The sequence below is a fragment of the Kluyvera sp. genome, assembly GCF_047971185.1.
GTDB lineage: Bacteria > Pseudomonadota > Gammaproteobacteria > Enterobacterales > Enterobacteriaceae > Kluyvera.
This window is the reverse complement of the sequence record NZ_JBKDZH010000030.1, coordinates 13,455-37,927: the sequence shown is the minus strand read 5'-3', so window position 1 is coordinate 37,927 and position 24,473 is coordinate 13,455. Positions and strand designations below refer to the sequence as shown.

Below are 24,473 nucleotides of genomic sequence, written 5' to 3'. Positions count from 1 at the left end.
ATCATAATACATACCATCATGTTATCAATGATAATCTCACGCAGAATATACTGACTTGAAGATGGATTAAGATTATGGCGACGGTTTGCTCAGACGTAATAAATGTTGAAGAATTGAATGATAATTGGTCACGGATGGCGAACGAGCTGCTCCAGCAGGCGGATATTAAGATTAACGGTTCCCGGTCCTGGGATATTCAGGTTCATCACGCCGACTTTTTTAAGCGCGTATTCCAGCAAGGTTCTTTAGGCTTTGGTGAAAGTTATATGGATGGGTGGTGGGACTGTGAGCGGCTGGATATTCTGTTCTGTAAAATTCTGAAAGCTAAACTGGATAAACAGATGCCGGGCAACCTGAAAGATATTCTGCGTGTTGCGAGCGCACGGTTGTTTAATCTCCAGTCTCGCCGCCGTTCCTGGATTGTCGGTAAAGAACACTACGATATTGGCAACGATCTGTTCTCCCGTATGCTCGATCCGCATATGCAGTATTCCTGCGCCTACTGGCGTGAAGCGGATTCGCTGGAAGACGCGCAAAACGCCAAGCTGAAGATGATTTGTGAAAAGCTGCGGCTGAAGCCCGGTATGCGGCTGCTGGATATCGGCTGCGGCTGGGGCGGCCTGGCAGCCTATGCGGCGCGAAACTACGGCGTTAGCGTGGAGGGCGTGACCATTTCACAGGAACAGCAAAAAATGGCCCAGCAGCGCGGCGAAGGGCTGGACGTCACGATACTGCTACAGGACTATCGCGACCTGGATAAAACCTACGATCGCATCGTCTCCGTGGGAATGTTCGAACACGTTGGCCCCAAAAACTACGACACCTATTTTCGTGTGGTCGATCGCTGCCTGAAACCGAACGGATTGTTTTTATTGCATACCATCGGCAGCAATGAAACCGGGGTAAACGTCGACCCGTGGATCAACAAGTATATTTTCCCGAACGGTTGCCTGCCGTCAATTCGCCAGATTGCCAGCGTCAGTGAATCACGGCTTATTATGGAAGACTGGCATAATTTCGGCAGCGATTACGACAAAACGCTGATGGCCTGGCACCAGCGTTTTAACCAGGCGTGGCCCGATCTGGCAGTGCGCTATACGCCGCGTTTCCGCCGTAGGTTCAACTACTATCTGTGTGCCTGCGCCGGTGCTTTCCGCGCCCGTGATATTGAGCTTTGGCAGGTGTTGTTCAGCCGTGGAACCGAAGGTGGGATGTACGTCTATCGTTAATCGGTGAGGATGGCATAGCGCGCTATGCCATCTTTAAGCTGATGTATATTCAGAACATGCCGTAAAGCAGGGCTGATACCGTCAGAATACCGCTTGCCATCACCATCACGGAAATAGCGCCGCGCAGAGGTTTGAGCGCCTCGCGGGTAAAGATTAACCAGGTTGGAATGATAAACAGGAATATGGCGATTAACGGCCCGCAAAGCGTTTCGATCATATTAATCACATCCGGGTTAATATAAACCACCACTGAGGTGACAATAAACATTAAGGCCGAAATCATTAATTTAATCTGTTTAATATGGCTGGTGCGCTTAATACGGAACAGATCGGTGGCCAGAACGTTGAACGTTTCGGCCACCGGCATCGAAATCCCCAGGAATGATTTTGTCATCCCCAGAATTGCAATCAGTGGCGCCAGATAGATCATCACATTCATCCCGTCATTACCGCCAATCACCGACAGCACGTTCAGGTTTTGCGCCTTCGCCATTTCAAAGGTTTCACGCGGGGTGCTTAAAATGCAGCTCAGCACGAAGAAGATAATACTGAAGAAGATCAGACCGTAGGCGCGACGAATCACGCGAATGGACTGATTTTCGCCGCCGTTACCCGGCTCGCGATACCATGACGCCAGCGCTGGAATCAACGGTGCGGAGCACAGAGAGAAGGCGATCAGCGGCAGCGTTAACCACATATCTTTCAGCGAACTTCCCACGGAGGTAGTGTGCGTCAGCTGCCAGGCGTGGGTGATATTGTGAATGTTCCACGCCGGAATTTGCGACGCGGCCACTACGATAATTGCCATGGCGAATGGCAGCGCCAGCGCGCTCAGGGTACTGACCACTTTATCGCGGCCTTTACTGAGGACGAGGTGCAGAATGGCCAGCACGACCAGCGTCAGGGCGGCGCGGTTGATGCCAGTGATGTGTAAACGTTCATTCATAAAATGACCGAGGGCGTTAATCAGCGAGACGGCATAGACCAGCGTCACCGGATAGTGCGCCACGCAGAAGAACAGCTTCATCGCCTGACGGCCTTTGGCGCCGAAAAACGAGCCGAACAGCGGCAGCGTGCGGTCATTATGCTCGTGCCCGGCGTTGTCGCGCATAAAAACGCGGCAAATCAGCACGTGCGGCACTAACGACAGCGGGAAAGCGAGCAGCAGCAGGAGAATAAAGACTAGCGGACCGCGCGTGCCGATTTCTACCGGCAGGAAAAGCGTGCCTGCTCCGACGGTAGCGCCATACACACCCATCATCCAGATGGTGTCCTTTTTCGTCCATTGAGGACGAGATATGTTGGTGTCTTTAGTCATAGTACTCATATATATCGAGAATAACGCGAACGTTAATGGCGAATTATTGATTATCCAAATGGGAATGGAATGTTGTGAGGTAGGGTTATTTTTATATTATGTATTCATCATGTTCGTTTTCGATACTACGGGGAGTACGACGGCGGCTGCAAGCTTTTTTTCTTATTAACCGCTGAATGAGAAGATATTAATGACGGTGCTTCACACGTATGTAACTTATAACGACTTTTATTAAAGGAACCAGCCAGTAGTGGCTGATTCCTTGTGGATATTAATTGCCCCAGCGGCTTTTTAAATAATCGACGGCCTGCTGCGTTTGCGGTTTTTCAAGATAACCCTCGCGGAACAGAATGGTGCCGTTGATGTTGGCGGCTGATTCATTGAGGTCAATCTGCTTTTTCAGCTCCGGCACGCCGCCTTCGATGGTCCAGTCCGGCTCATTTTTCGACGGTTCGCCCACTTTATACAGCGCAATACCGATGTAAAGGCGCGTATTGGTCGGTTTCACCACGTCGGCCCACCATTTTGCCAGCACGTCGTATCGAACCGCATCGCGGGCGAACGGCCAGTAAATTTGCGGAGCGATGTAGTCCAGCAGCCCTTGCTGCACCCACTGACGGGTATCAGCATAGGATTCATCATAGGCCGCCGCGCCGCGCGTCTCGGAGCCTGCCGGATCGTGCGAACGGTTACGCCAGACGCCCGCCGGGCTCACGCCAAACTCGACGTTCGGGTTCAACTGCTTAATCGTGCGGGAGACCTGGGCGATCAGCTCCTGCGTATTGTGCCGACGCCAGTCCGCTTTGGAGGCAAAGCCCTGGCCGTAGCGGCGGAAGGTGATGCTGTCGTTCAGCGAGGAACCGGCGGTTTCGGTATAGAAATAGTCGTCAAACTGTACGCCGTCGACGGGGTAACGGGACACCACTTCCGCCACGATGCTGGTGATCCAATCGCGCGCTTCCGGAATGCCCGGGTCGAGCACAAAACGGTCGCTGGCGGTGCGGATCCAGTCGCGATGCAGCACAAACACGCTGGGCGGCGTCATCGACAGGGTGTTATTCAGTGCGGTGACCGTCGACGGCTTAGTATTGGTGGAAACCCGGTACGGGTTGAACCAGGCGTGGACCTTCATGCCGCGTTTGTGCGCTTCGTCGAGCATAAACTGCAGCGGATCGTAGCCCGGGTATTCGCCAATATTACCGGTCATGACATCCGACCACGGCAGAATGTCAGACTTCCACAGCGCGGTACCGTCCGGCTTCACCTGGAAAAAAACGGTATTGATGCCGAGGGTTTTCAGCTTATCGAGTTTTGCCCGCAGCGCGGCCTGCTGTTGTTCAACGCGCAGGGTGGCGTTAGGCGCATTGATGGAGCTTATCGGCGGCCAGTCCAGGCGAGAGACCGTCGTCAGCCAGACGCCGCGCATCGGTTGATTGCTCTGCTGCGTGGTGCCCGGTTTCACGGTCGAGGAGGGCGTGGTTGACTGCTTAGAATCACAGCTCGCTAATAAAAGCGCGGCGACGATCAGCGCGCTGGCCTTTTTCAGGGTGGAGAGGCGGGAAAAACGAGAGGAGCTGGAAGTCATAGGTGCCGTTATTCGGGTTGTCACGAGTGGAGAACATTTTCGTACTATTTGCGGCGAAGTCAATCGCTTAGCCGGCCGTTTACGCTCTCTGTACAATCCCTGTCCGGTCTGCGCGCGTTAAGCCATTATTATTTTGATAAAAAGCGATTATTACTTTGATAAAAGCCATGCTGCACGGGAATCATTCTCACCCATCATCGCTTTTGCTGGACATATTTCACGCAACGGTGCTGCTTTTACGCGTGCACAATCACAAAAACGAACCCTGACGGCCACGTCGTTGATCTCTGGCACAAATCTTGGATTTGTACGTAGCGATGGGCTTTTCCCGTGGGCTACTTACAGGATTGATAATAAGGGGAACGTTATGTGTGCTTTGCGTTCAGCGTCGCCAGGACGCGTGGATGGAATGGCGAAAGTCAAAGGAACCGCCATATACGGCGATGATATTACGCTGCCGGATATGCTCTACGGCGTCTGCCGCTATGCGGATATTCCAGCGGGTAAAATTGAAGAGCTGGATCTCAGCGACGCGCTGGCGGTCGACGGCGTGGTCAGGATTGCGACCTGGCAGGATATTCCCGGCACGCCGGTGGTGGGCGTTATCGTTAAAGATTACTTGCCGATAGTGAAAGATGAGGTGGTCTTTCACGGCGACGTCATCGCCGTTGTCGCCGCAACCACCTATGAGGCGGCGTGCGAAGCGGCCGACAAAATCCGCGTACGCTACACGCCGTATACGCCGCTGACCGACGTGGAAGCGGCGCTGGCACCGGATGCGCGGCGAATTCACCCGGAGCGCGAGGACAATATTGCCGCGCATCACCACACCCTCAAAGGCGATATCGAAAAAGGATTTGCCGACTCGCGGCATATCCTTGAACGAGAATATGAAGTGGGCTTCCAGGAACACGCCTACATTGAGCCGGAAGTGGTGCTGACCTGGCTGGACCCGACCGACGGCAGCCTGATTATTTCCGGCTCCATTCAGAACCCGCACCGGGTGCGCGGCTTTGTGGCCAAATTTATGGGCTGCCCGCAGAGCCAGATTAACGTCAAACGCGCGGTCATGGGCGGCTCGTTTGGCGGTAAAGATGATGTGATTGACCATCTGGCCTGCCGTTCGGCGCTGCTGACGCGCTTGACCGGGAAGCCGATAAAATTCGCCTATACCCGCGAACAGTCGATCGTTGAAAGCTGCAAGCGCCACCCGTACAAAATGAAATACAAAGTTGGGTTGAACGACGCCGGGCGTATCCAGGCGATGAAAATCGATATTCTGGCCGACAGCGGCGGCTATGCGGCCTCATCGCCGTTTGTCACCTGGCGTTCTTCGGTACAGGCGGCGGGGCCGTACGCGATCCCCAACGTTCATATCGATGTGAAGGCGGTGTACACCAATAACAGCTATACCTCGGCGATGCGCGGTTTTGGCTCGCCGCAGGTGGTCTATGCCAACGAATCGTTGATGGATGAAATTGCGGAGTATCTGAACATATCACCGGTTGAAATACGCGAAATCAATGCGTTACGTCAGGGTGATACGTCGGTAACCGGCCAGGTTTTCGATCAGCACACGGTGTCGGCGCACGAGGTGCTGAAAAAGGCCGCCGCCTCGGCGGAGTTTATGGCCAAGCGCAAGCATTACCACGTGCTGAACGAGCAAGGCGGCGTCTACCGCTACGGCATTGGGTTAGCGCTCAGCTACCGCGGCTGCTCCATCGGTGCGGAAGGGGTGGATACCTCAACGGCGCTGATTCAGGTCAACGAGGACGGTAGCGTGAACCTCTCCACGTCGGTGTCGGAAAACGGCCAGGGGCTACAGACCACCATGTCGCTGATCGCCGCTGAAGCCTTCGGGATTGCGATAAGCGATATTCATTTCAGCGAACCGCCCACCTCGGTGATTGGCGACGGTGGCTCAACGGCCGCCACGCGCGGGACAATGGTCGGCGGCGGGGCGATTCTGGACGCTGCGGAGAAAATTAAGCGGCGCATTCTCAGCGTCGTCGGCGAGACCATCGGCGCTACGCGCCTTGAAGATACCTGCTGGCAGGACGGGTTTATCATCAATAAACAGGATGATAGCCAGCGCATAGCGTTTAAAGATGCGGTCAATAAAACCAAATGGGCCAGCGTCAGCCTCACCGAGTACGGCTGGTTTGTGCCGCCGCCGATCCACTGGGATGAAGAAAAAGGCTGCGGCAGCCCGTATTTCACCTGGGTGTATGGCTGCCAGGTGGCGGAAGTGCGGGTCAATATCAGCACCGGTAAAACCGACCTGCTGCACGTGACCGCCGCGCATGACGTCGGGCAGGTGCTCAACCCGGTTGGATTTGAAGGCCAGGTGTGCGGCGGCGTCGCGCAGGGCTTCGGCTACGCGCTGCTGGAGGATTTCAATATTGAGCACGGGCAGGTGAAGTCGGAGAACTTTGACAGCTACCTGCTGCCGACCATTAAGGACATTCCCACCATTACGGTGATCGGGGTGGAAAACCCGGATAAAGCGGGGCCGCTGGGGGCAAAAGGGATCGGCGAACCGGCTACCGAACTGGCGGCCGCCGCCATCAATAACGCCGTCAGTTTCGCGTTAGGCACGCGGTTTAACAAACTGCCGCTGACGCTGGAGCAGGTGATCCTCGGCTATAACCTGAAAAAACCGGCGCGCCAGAGCGAACTGATGATTGAGCAGGAGAACAAAAAGCAGGTGCTGCGGCTCACCGACGTCACGGTGACGCGGCCGAAGAGTCTCGATGAGGCGCTGGCGCTGCTTAAAAGTGACGGTGTCACGGCCATTGCGGGCGGGACCGACGTGATCGTACAGGGGCGTCTGCAAACCAAATCGGTGAAGCTGGTTGATATCTCCCGCCTTAGCGAGCTGACCGGCGTGACGGAAGATCCGCAAAGCCATGAAGTGTCTATCGGCGCGGCGGTCACGTTTAACCGCATTACCCGCCATCCGCTGCTGCGCGAACGCTATCCGCTGCTGGTGCAGGCCTGCCACACGGTTGGCTCTCACCAGATTCGTAACCGCGCCACCATCGGCGGCAATATCGTCAATGCCGCGCCGTGCGGTGACTCGATTCCGCCATCGATTCTTTACGAGGCCAGTATTGAACTGCGTTCCCATACCGCGACGCGGCGCATGTCGCTGGCCGAGTTCCTGCTCTCGGGCTACAAAACCCAACGTCAGCCGGATGAGCTGCTCACCCGCGTGATCCTCCCGCCGCCAGCGCATCCAAAAGCGCAGGGTTTCTACCATCAGTTGGGGCGACGCAACGCGCTGAACATTACTCGTCAGAGCTTAACCGCGCTGCTGGAGTTCGCCGCTGACGGTACCGTCAGCTACTGTCGCCTGGTTGACGGTGCGCTGTTCAGCAAACCGCAGCGTCTGCTCGACGTTGAGCGTTGTCTGCTGGGGCAGCGCATCACGCCGCAAACCATTGATAGCGCCTGCGAGGTGCTGGATAAGCTGATATACGCCGCCATTGGCAAACGCTGGTCCGCCGCCTATAAGCAGCCGGTATTTGTCAGCATGTTCCGCGACATGATGGCGCAGGCATCCGCTCAATAATCAATGAAAGCAGGGCGCCTGGCGCCCTGTCGAGGATAAAACGATGAGTACCATTAAAGTGAAGGTCAACGGCAAACTGGTGGAAGCCAAAGTAGAAGGCAATATGCGTTTGCTGGATTTAGTTCGCAACACGCTGAAGCTCACCGCAACCAAAGAAGGTTGCTCTATAGGTGAATGCGGCGCCTGTACGGTGATGATGGACGGCAAAGCGGTCTGTTCCTGCCTGGTGCTGGCGGAGCAGTGCGACGAGGCGGAAATCACCACCCTTGAAGGGTTAAACGATAACCCGATCACCCAAAAATTGCAGAAAGCCTTTGTGGAGAAAGGCGGCGTGCAGTGCGGGTTCTGTACGCCGGGCGTACTGGTCAGTACCACCGCGCTGCTGGAAGAAGTGCCGCAGCCGAGCGATGAACAGCTGAAGGATGTACTGGAAGGGAATATTTGTCGCTGCACCGGCTACCAGCCGATTCTTGATTCTATCCACCACGCCTTAAAGTCATAACGCGGGTATGGCGCGCCGGGGAGGTTGAAACCTCCCCAACGCCGGTTACGCGTGACTCTCGCTGCATTCCCGCAGCTGTGCTTTGAGCTTCGCATACTCTTCAACAACATAGCGTTCAGCTGCCGCCTGATCGGCAATCGCCTCTACTCGTACCGCACAGTATTTGTATTCCGGGGTTTTGGTGATGGGGCTAAGGTTCTCCGTGACCAGTTCGTTACAGGCGCCGATCCACCACTGGTAGGTCATATAAATCGCCCCTTTATTCGTCCTGTCGCTCACTTTCGCCCGGGTAATAATCCGCCCCTTACGCGAAGTTACCCACACCAGTGCCTCATCGACAATACCTAAACGCGCGGCGTCGGCGGTGTTGATCTGCGCGTAGCCCGGTTCATCCGCCAGCGTAGAGAGCGCCGAACAGTTGCCGGTCATCGAACGGCAGGAGTAGTGGCCGACTTCGCGCACCGTGGAGAGCTCCATCGGAAACTCCTCGGTTAATTTGTCGATCGGCGCTACCCAGTCGCAGGTGAAGAACTGCGCCAGCCCGTTTGGCGTGGAGAAGCGATCGGCAAACAGCCATGAGGTTCCCATATCTGCCGGTGATTCATCCCGGCACGGCCACTGCACATACCCCAGCTCACCCATTTTCTCATAGGTGGCGCCGAAGAAATCCGGACACAGATGCCGCAGCTCATCCCAGATTTCCTGAGTATTGCGGTAGTGCATCGGATAACCCATCCGGGTGGCGATTTCGCTGATGATCTGCCAGTCGGTTTTCAGATCCCACTGCGGCTCCACCGCTTTAAAGAAGCGCTGGAATCCCCGGTCGGCGGCGGTATAAACGCCCTCATGTTCGCCCCACGATGTCGAAGGGAGAATGACGTCGGCCGCGGCGGCGGTTTTGGTCATGAAAATGTCCTGCACAATCACCAGCTCCAGCGTCGCAAACGCCTTGCGCACCGCCGACAGCTCGGCATCGGTTTGCAGCGGATCTTCCCCCATGATGTACGCCGCACGGACTTCTCCATGTGCCGCACGATGCGGTAGCTCGCTGATGCGATAGCCGGTATGCGCAGGCAGGCTCTCGACGCCCCAGGCCCTGGCGAACTTCTCGCGGTTTTCGGCCACTTTCACGAACTGATAGCCCGGATAGGTATCCGGTAGGGCTCCCATATCGCAGGCCCCCTGAACGTTATTTTGCCCGCGAACCGGGTTGACGCCGACGCTTGCTTTCCCCAGATTGCCGGTCAGAATCGCCAGGCTGGTCAGCGAGCGCACGGTTTCGACGCCCTGGTAGAACTGGGTGACGCCCATGCCCCACAGAATCGTCGCCGTTCCCGCGTTGGCGTACATCCGCGCCGCTTGACGAATTTCCTGCGCGCTGACGCCGGTAATCTCTTCAACCGACTCCGGCGGATAGCCTTCGACGATTTTACGGTATTCTTCAAAGCCCTCAGAACGCTGGGCCACAAATGATTTGTCGTAGAGATCCTCCGCAATAATGACATGGCCGATGGCGTTTAACAGCGCGATATTAGAGCCGTTTTTCAGCGCCAGATGCATATCGGCAACCCGGGCGGTTTCGATCCGCCGTGGGTCACAAACGATAATTTTCGCGCCATTTCGTTTGGCATTAAGCACATGATTGGCGACGATAGGGTGAGAATCTGCCGGGTTGTAGCCGAAGATAAACACCAGCTCACTGTTATCAATTTCGGTGATGGCATTGCTCATAGCGCCGTTACCGACCGATTGGTGCAGACCTGCAACCGAAGGGCCGTGTCAGACGCGCGCGCAGCAGTCAACGTTATTGGTGCCGATGACCGCGCGGGCGAATTTTTGCATCACATAGTTGGTTTCGTTGCCCGTACCCCGCGAAGAACCGGTGGTTTGAATGGCATCAGGGCCATATTTCGCTTTGATCTCGCTAAGCCGCGTGGCGACGTAATCCAGCGCCTCATCCCACGACACCGCTTCCAGCCTGCCGCCGCGCTGGCGACGAATCATCGGCGTTTGCAGGCGCGGCGTCAGAATGCGGGTATCGTGGACAAAATCCCAGCCGTAGTAGCCTTTCAGACATAGCGTACCCTGGTTATTTTTGCCCATCGCCGCCTCGGCGCGTACGATCTGCCCGTCCTCAACCACCAGCTGCAGCTTGCAGCCAGCGGCACAGTACGGACAGACGGTAGTCACTTTCTTCATCATGACTCTCCAGATAATGGTGACATCCTAAAACAGCAGCCCAAAATCAAAGCGGCTGCTGACCCCAAAGGCAATGGCCTGCTGGACGGCGGGAATGGTCATTAACGCCAGCGCCAGCAGCGCCAGAAGAAGCCGGTTTTGCATCATTCCCCCGCGCTGTGCTGCGGCTGTTGACCCTTCTGCACCTTGCGCAGCAGCAGCCACATACGCACGGTGCGTACCGCCATATTTCGCGCCGCGGCGCTTGGCGGCAGCGGGTCGGGTTCCGGAATATCGTGTGAAATACGCAACGGCACGCTGCCGTTGAGCGTCAGGTTGGCAACGATGGCCGTGAGCGTCCCGATGGTGATACCGCTGTGCAGGAACAGCTGCATCATCGGCGGGAACTGGGTAAACAGGTTGGGCACCAGCACCGGCATCATGCCCAGGCCGAGGGTTAGCGCTACCACCATGCCGTTGTTATTGTTACGGTAGTTGACCTGTCCCAGGGTACGAATACCGGAGACGGCGACCATGCCAAACATCACGATCCCGGCACCGCCGAGGATCGGTTTGGGGATCAGCACCACCAGCGCGGCCATTTTTGAGAACACGCCCATCAAAATGAGAATTGCCCCGGAGACCGACACCACAAAGCGGCTGCGTACGCCGGTGAGGCCGATTAATCCGACGTTCTGCGCAAAGGCGGCGTAGGGGAAGAGGTTGAAGAAACCGCAAATGGTGGTGGCCAGCCCGCAGGTGTTCAGACCGTTGCGCAGCATGGTGGCATCGACTTTCTTACCGACAATATCGCCGGTAGCCATAATGGAGGACATGGTTTCCACCATCACCACCACCATCACCATCGACAGCAGGGCGACGGGTACGATATGAAACTCCGGCCGGGCAAACTGCATCACCGACGGCAGGTGCAGCCACGGGGTAGCGTTCACCAGATGAAAGTCGAGCGGTTTGAAGAAGCTCCAGAGAATGGTGCCAATAATCAGCCCGATCAGCACCGCGGTGTTTTTGACCACCCCGGTAGCGAAGGTGTACAGGTTGAGAATGATGACCAGCGTGATCGCAGCCATCAGCAGGGAAAACAGGTCGCCGAAGCCTTCCATCTCACTGCTTCCGCCGCCGATCCACCCGCCGGCAACCGGCATGATCGACAGCCCAATCAGCGTGACGATACCGCCCATCACCACCTTGGGAAAGAAGCGAATCAGGCGGCTAATCCACGGCGCGCAGCAGAGGATAAAGATCCCCGAGACGATCACCGAACCGGAAATGGCGCCGATGCCGTACTCTTTGCCAATCAGCACCATCGGGATCAGCGCGGCGAAGGTACAGCCCTGAATCAGCGGCAAACGGCAGCCGAGCCAGGGGCGAATCCCCATCGACTGCACGATGGTGGCCGCGCCGCAGATAAACAGGTCGGCACTGATCAGCAGAATAATGTGCTCGGCGGGCAGGCCAACGGCGTTGCCCACCACCAGAGGAACGGCCACCGCGCCGGCGTACATTACCAGCACGTGCTGTAGCCCGTAGAGAATCATTTGCGTAATTGGCAAAACCTCATCGACCGGCGCGGTTGATGCCGTCGAGCGTGAGGCAGGAATGGCAGAATCTTTCATGAAGTGGTTATCTCCTGTACGACTTTCGCCTTAGTCAGCGCGAAAGTTACGATTCGAAGGCGGTTGCCTCCCTGAACTGATGTCGTCATCAGCGTGTTGCGCGCACGGCGATAACTATGCGTAAGCTGTGCCAGAATTAACCGTTAAGAGAAGCAAAGAATATTTTTGTGAATGCAGTCACGACTTGCCGGATATAAATTCGAGGAAGCGACGCGGGAAAGAAAGACGGTAAATGGCGGGCTATCACTATGAGAGTATTTATCTCTCATAGTGATAGCGAATTAGATAAAAAAGCGCTGAAGAAGTTAAATGAGAGTAATTATTAATTAACTGATTTTATGGAGGTTATCGTATTTCAGGCAGGTTTTTTTGACCTGTATCGCAAAAAATAACCCCAGCAGACGTGAAACTAAAAACGTGCCTGAATATTGCATCGCGACCCTTGATGAATATCTGAATAATAAAAGGGAAGCCAATGAACCGATTTATTGTGGCTGATGCCACCCGCTGTATTGGTTGTCATGCCTGCGAGGTTGCCTGCGTTACCGCCCATCATCAGGATAACTGGCCGCTACAGCGACGCGATTTCATGCCGCGTATTCAGGTTGTTTTCCACCGCAAAGAGAGCCGTACCTCCACCTGCCATCACTGCAATGACGCCCCCTGCGTCGCATCCTGCCCAACCGAGGCGCTCTATTTCGCGAATAACAGCATTCAGCTGAAGCAGGAAAAATGCATTGGCTGTAAAAACTGCGTCATCAGCTGTCCGTTCGGGGCTATCGAAATGGTCGCTGCCAATGAGGACGCGCCGCAGCTGGCGCAAAAATGCGACCTGTGCAGTGAACATCCCAGCGGGCAGCCGGCCTGCGTGGCTACCTGCCCAACGCAGGCGCTGCGCCTGATGGATGAGCAACAGCTCGAAAAAATCCGCCGTGAGCGCCAGACGCGTACCGTGCTCGGGCAGCCGGTGCAGCCGCGCCAGCGGAGCCATCGCGAAATGTTCCTCGCCAAACCTCCGCGCGTGGGGGCGAAAAAGGTCGACGCCGCGCTGCGCAAAACGCATTTCGAGGAGATTTACTACGGCCTGGGCTGCGCAGAAGCGGAATATGAGAGCGAGCGCTGCCTGAGCTGCGCGCAGAAGGCCTGGTGCAACTGGACCTGCCCGCTGCATAACCACATTCCGGATTTTATTCACCTGGTGAATGAAGGAAAAATCATTGAAGCGGCCGAGCTGTGCCACCAGAGCAGCACATTGCCGGAAATTTGCGGCCGCGTCTGCCCGCAGGATCGTTTATGTGAAGGGGCCTGTACGCTGAAAAATGAGGGCGGCTCGGTGGCAATTGGTAATCTCGAGCGCTACATCACCGACACCGCGCTGGCGATGGGCTGGCGCCCGCAGGTGGTTGACGTGACGCCGCGCAAGGAGCGGGTCGCCATTATTGGCGCGGGGCCGGCAGGGCTGGGCTGCGCCGATATTCTGGCGCGCGCCGGCGTGCAGGTTGATGTCTTTGATAAGCATCCGGAAATCGGCGGGCTGCTGACGTTCGGCATCCCGCCCTTCAAACTGGATAAAGCGATTCTCGGCGTGCGTCGGACGATCTTCAGCGAAATGGGCATTCAGTTCCATCTGAACCACGAGGTCGGGCGCGACGTCGACTTTAACGATTTGGTCGCCAACTACGATGCGGTGTTCCTGGGCGTCGGCACCTATGGCCTGATGGCGGCGGGGCTGGAAGGTGAAGACTCGCCGGGCGTGATCCAGGCGCTGCCGTTCCTGATCGCCAGCACCCGCGAGGTGATGGGGCTGGAAGAGAGCGCGGAGTATCCGCTTATTGATATTCAGGACAAGCACGTAGTGGTGCTCGGCGGCGGCGATACGGCGATGGACTGCCTGCGCACGGCTGTACGCCGCGGGGCCGCGAGCGTGACCTGCGCCTATCGTCGCGATGAGTTGAGTATGCCGGGGTCTAAAAAAGAGGTGGTTAACGCGCGGGAGGAAGGCGTGGAATTCCAGTTCAACGTCCAGCCGCAGTATATCCAGCGCAACCGCAAGGGTCAGGTTAGCGCGGTTGGTATGATCCGCACCGACATGGGCGAGCCGGGGCCGGATGGCCGTCGCCGCCCAAGACCGATTGTGGGCTCCGGCTTTGAGCTCCAGGCGGATGTGCTGATCATGGCATTTGGGTTCCAGGCACACGATATGCCGTGGCTGCGCGGCCACGGCGTACAGCTGGATCGCTGGGGGCAAATTCGCACCGGCGGCAGCGGTCGCGGCACGACGCAAACCAGTAACGACAAGATTTTTGCCGGCGGCGATGCGGTACACGGCGCTGACCTGGTGGTCACGGCGATGGTGGCGGGGCGTCAGGCGGCCAGTGAAATGCTAACGCTGTTTAACAGCAAGGAGGTGGCATGACGAGCTTTATCATGGCAAATCCAGCGGCTTGTATCGGCTGTCGCACCTGTGAGATAGCCTGCGCACTGGAGCATGCCACAGAACACGCGGCGTTCGCGCCGCGCTTAACGGTGCTGCGGCTGGATACGCTTAGCGTGCCGGTCATGTGCCATCAATGCGAAAATGCTCCCTGCGTGGGGGCATGCCCGGTAGGCGCATTAAGCATGGGGGATGAACGGGTGGAAGCCGATGACTCCTGCTGTATCGGCTGCCAGAGCTGCGTGGTAGCCTGTCCGTTTGGCGTGATTAGCGTAGCGGTGAGCAAAAGTCAGTCGGCCACCATTGTGAAGTGCGATCTCTGCCACGGGCGCGAGCGCGGCCCGGCCTGTATTGACGTCTGTCCAACCTCAGCGTTAAGCAAAATCACCGGCGAGGCGCTGGCGGCAATGCAAAAGCAGCGCAAGGTCACCACCGCATTCTGACGTGATTGCCGGGGATAACGGGTTTCCCCGGCGGCCACGCGTCACGATCTGTATAGCAATTTGCTACCCATCACGTATACTATCGCTGTATAGCAATTTGTTACCTAAGGAGGGTACGATGCACAATACCATCCGTAAATCGACGCGCGATAAACAGATTAACGTGCGCGTGACTGAAGAAGAACGTGCGGTCATTGATTACGCCGCGAGCCTGGTCAGCAAGAACAGAACCGATTTTATTGTCGAACATGCAGTACATGAGGCGCAGAATATTATTCTGGATCAGCGCGTCTTCGTGCTGGACGATGCCCGTTATCAGGCGTTCATTGAACAACTGGAAGCCCCGGTACAAAATCGTGAAGGGCGCCAGCGTTTGCAGGATGTCAAACCTGAATGGAAATAGGCGTTACGGCACCTGAACTGCTGACAGAAGCGCATATACTGCAGCCTTTCGATTGTGGAAATGATGTGCTGAGCGACTGGCTCCGCCGCCGCGCCATGAAAAACCAGGCTCTGAATGCGTCACGCACGTTTGTTATCTGTCTGGAAGGAACGAAGCGTGTGGTGGGCTATTATTCGATTGCCACAGGATCCGTCAGCCATGTCGATTTGGGTCGCAGCCTACGGCAAAATATGCCGGATCCGGTGCCTGTCATTTTACTGGGACGTCTGGCCGTCGATGTTTGTACTCAAGGGCACCGCTTCGGTAAATGGTTACTCAGCGATGCTGTAATGCGGGTGAGCAGCCTGGCCGATCAGGTCGGTATTAAAGCGGTGATGGTGCACGCCATCGATGATAAGGCCCGCGAGTTTTACCAATATTTTGGCTTTGTGCCGTCGCCCATTGCGACCAACACGCTGTTTTATAAGATTTAGTCTGTTGGCCCGGTCAGCGTGCGCGACCGGGCCTGACGTTGTGGATCAGTCTAGTCCATCCATCCGTTTCCACATCTTCGCCGCCACCCTACGCGCCTCGGCAAAAATCGGCTCGCAGTCGAAGGTAAACTCACGGTTTTCAAAGACCATCACGCCGTTGACCATCACGCTGTGCACGCTGCTGGCTCCCATACCAAAGGCGATATGCCCGGCGATGTTTTCCGCCATTAACGGGGTAGGCGGCAGATAATCACAGATGGTCAGATCCGCTTTATATCCCGCAGCAACACGGCCGAACTGCGCATTGAAGTTGCGGCTGAGCAGGGTGTTGCCGTTACTGAGCGCCCGGGCAAAGCTGTCTGGCCAGAGCGGGCCACCGGCGTCGCGGTGTTTGAAGAAGGCGAACTTCAGCTCTTCAAACATATCGGAACCGATGCCGTCGGTGCCCAGCGCCAGGTTGCGGAAGGCGGTGAGCTTGTGGTTATAGCCCACGTGGTTATTCATGTTTGAACGCGCGTTATGCACCAGGAAACCGTCGTGTTCATTGAGTAAGGCAATATCGGCGTCGGAGAGATACAGACCGTGTGCGATCAGCGTTTTAGGGCCGAGCAGCTCAAACTCCGCGAGGCGAACCAGCAGATCCTTCGCGTAGTGATGATGGCTATGGGACACGTCGTAGCTGTCCTCCGCCGCGTGGATATGCAGCCCGCGTCGGTAACGGTAAACGGCGCGTGCGCGCCGATATGCGCCTCAACCAGGTAGGGCTCTTTTCCCGCTTCCCGGGCGCGGTCAATTTCGCGAGCAAAGCGGATATTTTCTTCCACGCTGGCCTGCAGCTCCTGCTGGCCGCCGTTGCGATCGGTGGTTTCAAAGCAGGTCATGCCGCGCAGGCCCACCTTCAGGAAGGCGTTACGCAGCTGGCTCAGCGAGCCGGCAATGTAGTTTGGTGAGGCATGATGGTCGATGACCGCCGTACAGCCGCTGCGAATCGCCTCCATGGCGCAGATAAGCCCGCTGTAGTACAGCGATTCTTCATCCAGCGCGCGGTCCAGCCGCCACCATAGGTTTTTCAGCGTGGAGATAAAGTCCGGGCTCGGGGCGATATTGGCCTGGATACCGCGCGATAATCCCGAATAGAAGTGGTTATGTGAGCAGACCATCCCCGGCATCACCAACTTGCCGTGCATCTCTTTGACTGTTGCCTGTGGGTAGTGATGGCAAAGATCGTGCCCAACCGCGATGATGTCCGTATTTTCAATCACGATATCGACATTTTCCTGCACCATTGCCGGATAGAGTTGGGCGATGGTGGCATTTTTCAGCAGTAACTGGCTCATACTTCAACGGCCCCCAGAAGATAGTGATGATGACGATGGACATGGCTGATGATGCGGCACATGGCGTTCAACTGCGGTGGTATCTGATTGAACTCCCCATGGTCGTCGAGGGTCAGCAGCCAGGTTTGTTCATTCTGACGAATATGGACGCGATTCCCCTCGACCAGAAAGCCTGGATTGCTGCTGTTGCTGAAATCCTGCGGCAGGCTGAAGACGGTGATTTTGTCTTTGTACGGTTTGCCCTGCCACGGGCAGAACTGGGCGCAGTTGCCGCATTCGTTGCAGTAAGCGTCGAGGTGCAGGGTCTGATAGCGGTTTTCGAATCCCGGGACGGCAATCGACACGTTGGCGCGGTTCGGGCAAACGTCTACGCATTTGCTGCACACGTAGTTGCATTCCAGGCAGCGTGCGGCTTCCTGAGCGACAAAGGCGTCGCGATCGTCTTTGCCTACATTGGCGACCACAATCGCGCCTTTACGCCGGTACACCTCGGCAGGATCGACATTATTCCAGCGTTTGTCGCCGTGGTGGCTGCGGATATTCTGCCGCGCCAGAATGGTGTCCGTCGCCCGACGGGCATTGCCAATGGCGGAAACAATCGAAGAAGGTCCGCGCTGTACGTCGCCAATCAGGAATACACCGGGTTTGCGGGTTTCCCCGTCGGCGTTGACTTCCGGCCAGCCGTTCGCGTCCAGCGGAATCCCCATCGCGGCCAGCGCCTCGCCGTCCTGCTGTTCGCCGATGGCGGTAATCAGCGTGTCGACCTGTAGCGTATAGGTTTCTGCTGTCTCAACCGGGCGGCGACGGCCTTTTTCATCTACATCGCCCAGCGCCATGACCCGCACGGTTAGCGTCCCGTCGGCATCGAAGCGCTCCGGATTATTCAGGAAGCGGAAAGTGACGCCATCGTGGACCGCTTCTTCATACTCTTCGCGCCAGGCGGGCATCTCCTGCTGCGAGCGGCGGTAGATGATGGTGGCTTGCTCTACGCCCGGCACGCGCAGGGCCGCACGGGCACAGTCCATTGCGGTATTACCCGCGCCGATGATGGCCACGTGCTTACCTAACTGCAGGTTATCACCGCGGTTATAATCCCGCAGGAAGGACAACGATTTACGCACGTTCGGGTTATCGCCATGAAGCGTCACGCCGCTGTTTTTATCGGTGCCGGTGCCGACCAGCACGTAGCGGAACCCTTGTTGCTGGAGCTTTTCTACCGTCAGCTGTGGGTCGCAGCCGTAGACAATGTTAACGCCGTGGCTTACCACAAAGTCGATATCCTGCTGGATAAGCTCGCCGGGAATGCGGAACTGCGGAATGATGTTGCGCACCACGCCGCCCGCGTTGGCTTCGCGTTCAAATAACGTGACACTGTAACCTGCTCGGGCAAGGAAATATCCCGCCGCCAGGCCAGCCGGCCCCGCGCCAATCACCGCTACCGGGTGCTGGGTGCCGGAACCGGCGGGTTTATGCCAGCGGCGCTGATAGTCATCCCAGCCTTTTTCGAGGGCAATTTTCTTCAGTTCACGAATATTGAGCGCGCTGTCGTAGTCGAGGCGCGTACAATTGTACTGGCACTGGTGGTCGCAGATATGGCCAGTGATAGCCGGCAGCGCGTTGCGCTGATAGATAAGCTCCAGCGCATCGACGTAGCGCTGTTCGCCCATCAGCCGAATGTATTCGGGAATATCCTGCTTGATCGCACAGGCGCTGACACAGGGGGCGACGTAGCAGTCGGTCAACGGCAGCTTTTCACCGACATCAATGCGGTCGTCCGGCTTCCAGTGCTTCTGGGTATATTCCATACTGACCGCTTTTTCCGCCAGCGCATTCAGGCGCTTCACGTCGACCTGCGTCATCTGCCAGCCGTCGGCCTGTTCCAGCTCGCGCATGCACTCGCTCAGGCGCAGGTAGCCGCCGGGCTTCAGCAGATCGGTGGCCATGGTGATCGGACGAATACCGGTTTCAAAAATATCGCGAATGTTAAGCTGGCTGGCACCGCCGGAGTAGGAAATGGGCAGCCTGCCATCAAATTCGCGCGACAGCAGGGCGGCGACGTTGATTGATAGCGGGAACAGCGCGCGCCCGGACATATACATTTCGTCGCCCGGCAGCGCGCCTTTGTTATTCACCGTACCGAGGGTATTGGTCAGCTTCACGCCGAAGCCAAGATTCTTGCTTTTCGCGAGCGCCATCAGGCGTTTGAGCATCTCCAGCGCCTGGCCAATTTTCAGATCGTGTTCAAAGGACGCTTCGTTCAGGCCGATATAGCCAAAGCCGCAGGTATCGAGTATTTCGCGTACTCGCGCGAAGCCCAGCAGCGTCGGGTTGAGTTTTACGAAGGTATTCAGCTGCTTCTCTTCCAGCATATAGCGGCAGATAGCTTCAATTTCGTCCGGCGGGCAGCCGTGCATGGTAGAGAGCGTGACACCCTGCACCAGTTTTGCCGGAATGCGGCTCACCAGCGCGGCTTTGTCTGGCCGATGCTGTCGCAGCCAGCGGCTCAGCGTGTCGCTGTACTGGGCAAATTTCGGTTGTGACCCAGCGTTCATCATATTGTCGATAAACTGCTGCATCGGCGGCTGTTTGATACCCTCGAGGTTATAGCCGACGCTCATATTGAAGATAAACGACTTGCCGTCTTTGACCGGCGTCAGCGGCAGGATCTCCTCCAGCAGGTGCAGAATAAACCACGCCTTCAGGTACTCATCCCAGGCTTTCAGCAGGGTAAACTCGGTGGACCATTCGGTATTGAAACATTCATCTTCGGCGTCGATACAGGGCTTTTCCAGCTCCAGACGGTCGAGGATTTGCACCGTTTTCAGTTCGATAAACCGTCCGCCGGTCAGCCAGGACGTAATAATGTTTTGCGCCAGCTGGGTATGCGGCCCGGCAGCCGGGCCAATCGGCGTGGCGCAGGTTTCCCCAAACACGCTCACCGAATGCGGGGCGTTGGCGGAATAAAACTGCTGCTCCGGAATACCAAAGATCGACCGATGATTCTGGTATTCATCAATAATACGCGTTAAGAGTTCCTCAAACGGAACGGGACGCATGATATCGCCCATAATCCTCTCCTTAGACTTACCTGTTAAATCAACGTGGTCGGTATTGCGATAATTCCGACGGATAAGGGGAGGTCAGCAACAATCACACCAGATATCAGGAAGCCGGACGGAATTGGTGTAAAAATGTGAGGGAGGTCTAAAGTTAAAACGGCGTAATGAAGGGCGCTACGGTTGGTAAATGCGAATTAAAATCACTCAATTGAAGGCTCTGTGTTTATTTCTCAAAAAAGACGGTCACCTATCAAAGTGATAATATCATTTACGCCATATTTTATTCTCACCGTTATTAAGCCGGGTGAAGTCTTCCGGGGTATCAATATCGAGAACGATCGCGGGATTATTGAGCGCAAGCTGGTGATAGGGGCCGGTCAGCAAACACTGGCGTACCGAACTGTGGCGCGTGCCGCGTAAACAGCGCCGCAAATTGTCGCTGGACGTAAGAATGGGGTGCCCGGGAACCCCCGCGTAATACGGCATCAGCGTCCCGTCGAAGCGCTGTTGCCACAGATCATTAAACACGTCATCGTCGAGGCATGGCAGGTCGCCGTGGGTGATAAAACAGTACTCATGGCGTAATGCCTGAATACCGGCCCTCACCGAGGAATAGAGCCCCTGGCGGAAATCAGGATTATAAATCAGCGCCAGATCAGGGACCGAAGAATAACGTGCCGCGAGTTCCGGATGGCGAAAGCCGGTCACTAAAATAATATGCGAGCAGCTACGGCGCGCATTTTTAATACTTGCATCAAGTATTGTGCCATCCTGCCAGGGTAACATCATTTTCCATTGCCCCATCCGAGAAGAAAGCCCCGCGGCGGTAATAATACAATCGACCTGCATTTTTGCTCCTGAATATAGGGATTACGCGCAATATGGAAAATATACCGCACGTTGACGAGCTGTTATGTGATTTAAACGCCAGTGCCAGCCCTTTACTGATTGCCGCCGTGGGAGCGGGCGGCAAAACCAGCACCTTATTCTGGCTGGCCGAGCTGTTACAGCAGGCGGGGCGACGCGTGCTGCTGACCACCACCACCCACATGTTTGTCCCCCACGCGCTGCCGGTGACGCTCTGTCGCGACCCGCTGGCGCTGCCCGCCGCCGTGTGGCAGCGGCCGCTACAGGCGTGTTTTTCAGCCTGGCTACCGGGGGAAGGAAAGGTCAGAGGCTTCACGCCAGCCCAGCTGGACGCGCTGATGGCGAGCGGTCGGGTGGACGTGGTGCTGGTAGAAGCTGACGGCGCTCACGGTTTTGCACTTAAAGCGCCGGATGTGCACGAACCTTGCATCCCTCAATCCTGTTGTTGCGTAGTTGCCATTACAGGGGCAGGGATGCTCGGAAAACCGATTGGGCCAGCCGCTGTCCACCGCTGGCCACTTTTTTCCCGCATCACCGGTGCCGTAGCGCATGAGGCGCTGACGTGGCCGATGCTGCATCGCCTGGTACAGCATCCGCAAGGGGCGTTCAAAGGCGCGCCGACGGGCTGCCGGCGTATCTGGCTGCTGAACCAACTTTCTCAAAATGAGAATTTGCCGCCTGGCGATATGATAATGAGAAAGGACGTCGACGCCATCTGGGCCGGTTCGGTTCAGTCGCACCCGGCGATTACGCGCAGACGAGTGAGAAAGTGACTCCATTCCGGGGTAATGAAGGGATATCCATTTGAGGTTGTTATGAATATTTTCTCAGAAGCGGCAAGACTCGAAGCACAAAATCGTCCGTTCGCGCTGGCGCAGATCGTCGACAGCCGTGGCTCCACTCCCCGACATTCCGCGCAGATGCTGATACGCGATGATGGCAGCATTGTGGGTACCATCGGCGGCGGCATGGTCGAGCGCCGGGTGATTGATGAAGCGCTCAATGCCCTGCGTGAAAAGGCCTCGCGCATGTTTCATGGCCGAATGGCGCGCACCGGGGCCGATGCGGTGGGCTCGGACTGCGGCGGCGCGATGTCGGTGTATATCAGCGTTCACGGTCTGCGCCCCAGGCTGGTGTTGATTGGCGCCGGGCATGTCAATCGTGCGGTAGCCCATAGCGCCGCGCTGCTCGGCTTTGAACTCGCGGTGGCGGATATTTACCCGGAAAGCCTCAATCCCGAGCGTTTCCCGCCGTTAACCCAACTGGTCCACGCTGAGAGCTTTGGCGCTGCCGTTGAGAAGCTGGCCGTGCAGCCGGATAACTATGTGCTGATCGCCACCAATAACCAGGATCGCGAAGCGCTCGATAAGCTGGTCACTCAGCCGGTTGCCTGGCTGGGTCTGTTGGCCAGCCGTCGCAAGGTACAGGTTTTTTTACGCCAGCTGCGCGAAAACGGCGTTGCCGAGACGGATATTGCCCGGCTACACGCGCCGGTGGGCTACAACATTGGCGCAGAGACGCCGAATGAAATCGCCATCAGCGTGCTGGCGGAGATCTTACAGGTCAAAAATCACGCTCCCGGCGGGCTGATGATGGCCAGCGACTCGCCCACGCAGCCGCTGCGGGTAGCCATTCGCGGGGCGGGCGATATCGCGACGGGCGTGGCGCTGCGGCTGTGGCACGCCGGGTTTAAGGTGGTGATGCTGGAGGTGGAAAAACCGACGGTCATCCGCCGCACCGTGGCCTTCGTCCAGGCGGTGTTTGACGGAGAAATGACGGTAGAGGGCGTGACCGCGCGCCGCGTGGATTCCGTTCAGGAGGCGATACGGGTGGCGGATAACGGCGCGATTCCGGTACTGGTTGATCCGCTGTGTGAATCGCTGCGCGAGCTGAATCCTGGCTGCGTGGTGGATGCGATCCTCGCCAAAGAAAATCTGGGCACCCACTGCGGGCTGGCGCCGTCGGTGATTGCGCTGGGACCGGGTTTCTGCGCCGGTACCGACTGTCACGCGGTGATTGAAACCAACCGTGGCCACTGGCTGGGGCAGGTTATCTACCAGGGCCGCGCGCAGGACAACACCGGCGTACCGGGAAACATTATGGGTCATACCGCCAAACGGGTGATCCGCGCACCGGGCGCGGGCATCATGCGTGCTTGCGTGAAGCTGGGCGACATCGTCAACGAGGGCGATGTCATTGCCACCGTCGGCGAGGCTGAGATTCGGGCACCCCTCAGCGGCATGGTGCGCGGGCTGTTGAACGATGGTCTGGTGGTGGATATTGGTTTTAAAATCAGCGATATCGACCCCCGCGGCGATAAGGCGGACTACACCAGCGTATCGGATAAGGCGAGGGCGATTGGCGGTGGCGTACTGGAGGCGTTGATGACGCTGACAAATCAGCGCATTAAACAGCAGAATCGCAGCACGATTGCTGCATAAGCCAACGCCGGGGCGGTGCTAAGCCTGGCCCCGGCGTTATTTGGTGGTTTTATCCTTCAATAATGGTGCCGGTTTTACCTTCAATACCTTCCTTCGCTTTGCTCAACACAGTAATCAACGCTTTACGCCCAGGACGGGAACGGGCGAAGGAGGCTGCGGCCTCCACTTTCGGCAGCATAGAGCCTTTGGCAAAGTGGCCCTCGGCAATAAAGCGGTCGGCATCGCCTAAAGTGAGTTTATCCAGCCACTGCTCGTTGGGCTTACCAAAGTTAATGGCCACTTTCTCTACCGCGGTCAAAATGATAAGCATATCGGCATCAATCATCGCCGCCAGCTTCGCGCTAGCCCAGTCTTTATCAATGACCGCGCTGGCTCCGCGTAGATGATTCCCCTCGCGGATCACCTGGATCCCGCCGCCGCCGGCGGTGATCACTACGTGGCAGGCATCCATCAGCGCCTTCACCGTCTCTTTTTCAACAATATCAATCGGCTGTGGTGAGGCGACCACACGGCGATATCCGCGCCCGGCGTCCTCTTTCAGGATGTAGCCCTTTTGGGCCAGCTGTTCCGCCTCTTCTTTGCTGAAGAAGGAACCGATAGGCTTGGTAGGGTTACTGAACGCCGGATCGTTGGCGTCAACCTCTACCTGGGTAATCAGCGTGGCGACCGGAATATCCATATTGCGCGACAGCAGTTCTTCGCGCAGCGCGTTTTGCAGGTCATAACCGATATAGCCCTGACTCAGCGCCACGCATACCGACATTGGCAGCATCGGGGTATGGGCATCGGTTTTGGCGGCGGCTTCAAACGCCAGGTTGATCATGCCCACCTGCGGGCCGTTACCGTGGGTTACCACCACCTGATGACCCTGTGCAATCAGGTCGACGATGGCCTGTGAGGTTTGTTTAACGGCCTGCATTTGCCCGGCCAGATCGTCGCCCAGTGCGTTTCCGCCCAGCGCGAGTACGATTTTTTTACTCATGAAATCCTCTC

At 56.9% G+C, this 24,473-nt stretch carries 16 protein-coding genes and 1 pseudogene; 9 read left to right on the top strand and 8 right to left on the bottom strand.

The annotated features are described in order from the left end of the window. Positions 1-74 precede the first annotated feature (74 nt). Positions 75-1,229, top strand: coding sequence for a cyclopropane fatty acyl phospholipid synthase (cfa, locus tag ACK5JN_RS07280; protein WP_416869539.1), 1,155 nt, complete (start codon positions 75-77; stop codon positions 1,227-1,229). Between the two features lie 49 nt (positions 1,230-1,278). Here the strand turns inward: cfa and ACK5JN_RS07275 are convergent, their stop codons facing one another. Together ACK5JN_RS07275 and ACK5JN_RS07270 are read right to left on the bottom strand one after the other, a co-directional pair. Then, positions 1,279-2,490 carry an amino acid permease gene (locus tag ACK5JN_RS07275; RefSeq protein ID WP_416869538.1) on the bottom strand — a complete coding sequence of 404 codons (1,212 nt, stop codon included), beginning with the start codon at positions 2,488-2,490 and terminating at the stop codon, positions 1,279-1,281. A gap of 328 nt (positions 2,491-2,818) precedes the next feature. Continuing rightward, positions 2,819-4,132, bottom strand: coding sequence for a glycoside hydrolase family 10 protein (locus ACK5JN_RS07270; protein ID WP_416869537.1), 1,314 nt, complete (start codon positions 4,130-4,132; stop codon positions 2,819-2,821). Between the two features lie 367 nt (positions 4,133-4,499). On the opposite strand from ACK5JN_RS07270, the gene ACK5JN_RS07265 reads away from it, so the two are divergent. Further along, positions 4,500-7,706, top strand: coding sequence for a molybdopterin cofactor-binding domain-containing protein (locus ACK5JN_RS07265; RefSeq protein ID WP_416869536.1), 3,207 nt, complete (start codon positions 4,500-4,502; stop codon positions 7,704-7,706). Positions 7,707-7,749: 43 nt separating this feature from the next. After that, positions 7,750-8,208, top strand: a complete 459-nt coding sequence (locus ACK5JN_RS07260) for a (2Fe-2S)-binding protein (protein ID WP_416869535.1) — start codon at positions 7,750-7,752, stop codon at positions 8,206-8,208. A 45-nt stretch (positions 8,209-8,253) separates the two neighbouring features. On the opposite strand, the gene fdhF is transcribed toward ACK5JN_RS07260, so the two are convergent. Both fdhF and ACK5JN_RS07250 read right to left on the bottom strand, forming a co-directional pair. Next, the gene (gene fdhF / locus ACK5JN_RS07255) at positions 8,254-10,407 is read right to left on the bottom strand and encodes a formate dehydrogenase subunit alpha (RefSeq protein ID WP_416869564.1); all 2,154 of its coding nucleotides are present in this window, start codon (positions 10,405-10,407) and stop codon (positions 8,254-8,256) included. 143 nt (positions 10,408-10,550) lie between these two features. After that, entirely contained in the window at positions 10,551-12,023 is a 1,473-nt protein-coding gene (locus tag ACK5JN_RS07250; RefSeq protein ID WP_416869534.1) for a nucleobase:cation symporter-2 family protein, read from the bottom strand. A 475-nt stretch (positions 12,024-12,498) separates the two neighbouring features. Here ACK5JN_RS07250 and ygfT point away from each other — a divergent pair, with 475 nt between their 5' ends. The 4 genes from ygfT to ACK5JN_RS07230 all read left to right on the top strand — a co-directional run bounded on the left by ygfT (position 12,499) and on the right by ACK5JN_RS07230 (position 15,776). Next, positions 12,499-14,439, top strand: coding sequence for a formate-dependent uric acid utilization protein YgfT (ygfT, locus tag ACK5JN_RS07245; RefSeq protein ID WP_416869533.1), 1,941 nt, complete (start codon positions 12,499-12,501; stop codon positions 14,437-14,439). Beyond that, positions 14,436-14,900, top strand: coding sequence for a 4Fe-4S dicluster domain-containing protein (locus ACK5JN_RS07240; RefSeq protein ID WP_416869532.1), 465 nt, complete (start codon positions 14,436-14,438; stop codon positions 14,898-14,900). Before ygfT ends, ACK5JN_RS07240 begins: the two co-directional genes overlap by 4 nt. Before the next feature lie 118 nt (positions 14,901-15,018). After that, the gene (locus ACK5JN_RS07235; protein ID WP_416869531.1) at positions 15,019-15,303 is read left to right on the top strand and encodes a DUF1778 domain-containing protein; all 285 of its coding nucleotides are present in this window, start codon (positions 15,019-15,021) and stop codon (positions 15,301-15,303) included. Further along, entirely contained in the window at positions 15,294-15,776 is a 483-nt protein-coding gene (locus ACK5JN_RS07230) for a GNAT family N-acetyltransferase (RefSeq protein WP_416869530.1), read from the top strand. The genes ACK5JN_RS07235 and ACK5JN_RS07230 overlap by 10 nt, the downstream gene beginning before the upstream one ends. A 45-nt stretch (positions 15,777-15,821) precedes the next feature. Here the strand turns inward: ACK5JN_RS07230 and ssnA are convergent. From ssnA to ACK5JN_RS07215, 3 genes and pseudogenes are all read right to left on the bottom strand, one after another. Further along, positions 15,822-17,113 (bottom strand): annotated as a pseudogene (gene ssnA / locus ACK5JN_RS07225) (putative aminohydrolase SsnA). Beyond that, entirely contained in the window at positions 17,110-20,181 is a 3,072-nt protein-coding gene (gene ygfK, locus ACK5JN_RS07220; RefSeq protein WP_416869529.1) for a putative selenate reductase subunit YgfK, read from the bottom strand. The pseudogene ssnA and the gene ygfK overlap by 4 nt, the downstream one beginning before the upstream one ends. Before the next feature lie 255 nt (positions 20,182-20,436). Beyond that, a complete protein-coding gene (locus ACK5JN_RS07215) occupies positions 20,437-21,021 on the bottom strand; it encodes an NTP transferase domain-containing protein (RefSeq protein ID WP_416869528.1) in 585 nt (194 codons plus the stop codon). Positions 21,022-21,053: 32 nt separating this feature from the next. Here ACK5JN_RS07215 and yqeC point away from each other — a divergent pair, with 32 nt between their 5' ends. Together yqeC and yqeB are read left to right on the top strand one after the other, a co-directional pair. After that, the gene (gene yqeC, locus ACK5JN_RS07210; protein WP_416869527.1) at positions 21,054-21,812 is read left to right on the top strand and encodes a selenium cofactor biosynthesis protein YqeC; all 759 of its coding nucleotides are present in this window, start codon (positions 21,054-21,056) and stop codon (positions 21,810-21,812) included. 42 nt (positions 21,813-21,854) lie between these two features. Next, entirely contained in the window at positions 21,855-23,480 is a 1,626-nt protein-coding gene (yqeB, locus tag ACK5JN_RS07205) for a selenium-dependent molybdenum cofactor biosynthesis protein YqeB (protein WP_416869526.1), read from the top strand. Between the two features lie 49 nt (positions 23,481-23,529). Here yqeB and arcC read toward each other — a convergent pair whose 3' ends face one another. Continuing rightward, the gene (gene arcC / locus ACK5JN_RS07200) at positions 23,530-24,462 is read right to left on the bottom strand and encodes a carbamate kinase (RefSeq protein WP_416869525.1); all 933 of its coding nucleotides are present in this window, start codon (positions 24,460-24,462) and stop codon (positions 23,530-23,532) included. Positions 24,463-24,473: the final 11 nt, after the last annotated feature.

What these genes read in the sequence shown, in the direction of transcription:
- yqeC (WP_416869527.1), top strand. Translation starts at nt 21,054, where the DNA reads ATGGAAAATATACCGCACGTTGACGAGCTGTTATGTGATTTAAACGCC.
- ACK5JN_RS07265 (WP_416869536.1), top strand. Translation starts at nt 4,500, where the DNA reads ATGTGTGCTTTGCGTTCAGCGTCGCCAGGACGCGTGGATGGAATGGCG.
- ACK5JN_RS07230 (WP_416869530.1), top strand. Translation starts at nt 15,294, where the DNA reads ATGGAAATAGGCGTTACGGCACCTGAACTGCTGACAGAAGCGCATATA.
- ACK5JN_RS07260 (WP_416869535.1), top strand. Translation starts at nt 7,750, where the DNA reads ATGAGTACCATTAAAGTGAAGGTCAACGGCAAACTGGTGGAAGCCAAA.
- ACK5JN_RS07235 (WP_416869531.1), top strand. Translation starts at nt 15,019, where the DNA reads ATGCACAATACCATCCGTAAATCGACGCGCGATAAACAGATTAACGTG.
- ACK5JN_RS07215 (WP_416869528.1), bottom strand. Translation starts at nt 21,021, where the DNA reads ATGCAGGTCGATTGTATTATTACCGCCGCGGGGCTTTCTTCTCGGATG.
- ACK5JN_RS07250 (WP_416869534.1), bottom strand. Translation starts at nt 12,023, where the DNA reads ATGAAAGATTCTGCCATTCCTGCCTCACGCTCGACGGCATCAACCGCG.
- ACK5JN_RS07275 (WP_416869538.1), bottom strand. Translation starts at nt 2,490, where the DNA reads ATGATGGGTGTGTATGGCGCTACCGTCGGAGCAGGCACGCTTTTCCTG.
- arcC (WP_416869525.1), bottom strand. Translation starts at nt 24,462, where the DNA reads ATGAGTAAAAAAATCGTACTCGCGCTGGGCGGAAACGCACTGGGCGAC.
- ACK5JN_RS07240 (WP_416869532.1), top strand. Translation starts at nt 14,436, where the DNA reads ATGACGAGCTTTATCATGGCAAATCCAGCGGCTTGTATCGGCTGTCGC.
- ACK5JN_RS07270 (WP_416869537.1), bottom strand. Translation starts at nt 4,132, where the DNA reads ATGACTTCCAGCTCCTCTCGTTTTTCCCGCCTCTCCACCCTGAAAAAG.
- ygfK (WP_416869529.1), bottom strand. Translation starts at nt 20,181, where the DNA reads ATGGGCGATATCATGCGTCCCGTTCCGTTTGAGGAACTCTTAACGCGT.
- yqeB (WP_416869526.1), top strand. Translation starts at nt 21,855, where the DNA reads ATGAATATTTTCTCAGAAGCGGCAAGACTCGAAGCACAAAATCGTCCG.
- ygfT (WP_416869533.1), top strand. Translation starts at nt 12,499, where the DNA reads ATGAACCGATTTATTGTGGCTGATGCCACCCGCTGTATTGGTTGTCAT.
- cfa (WP_416869539.1), top strand. Translation starts at nt 75, where the DNA reads ATGGCGACGGTTTGCTCAGACGTAATAAATGTTGAAGAATTGAATGAT.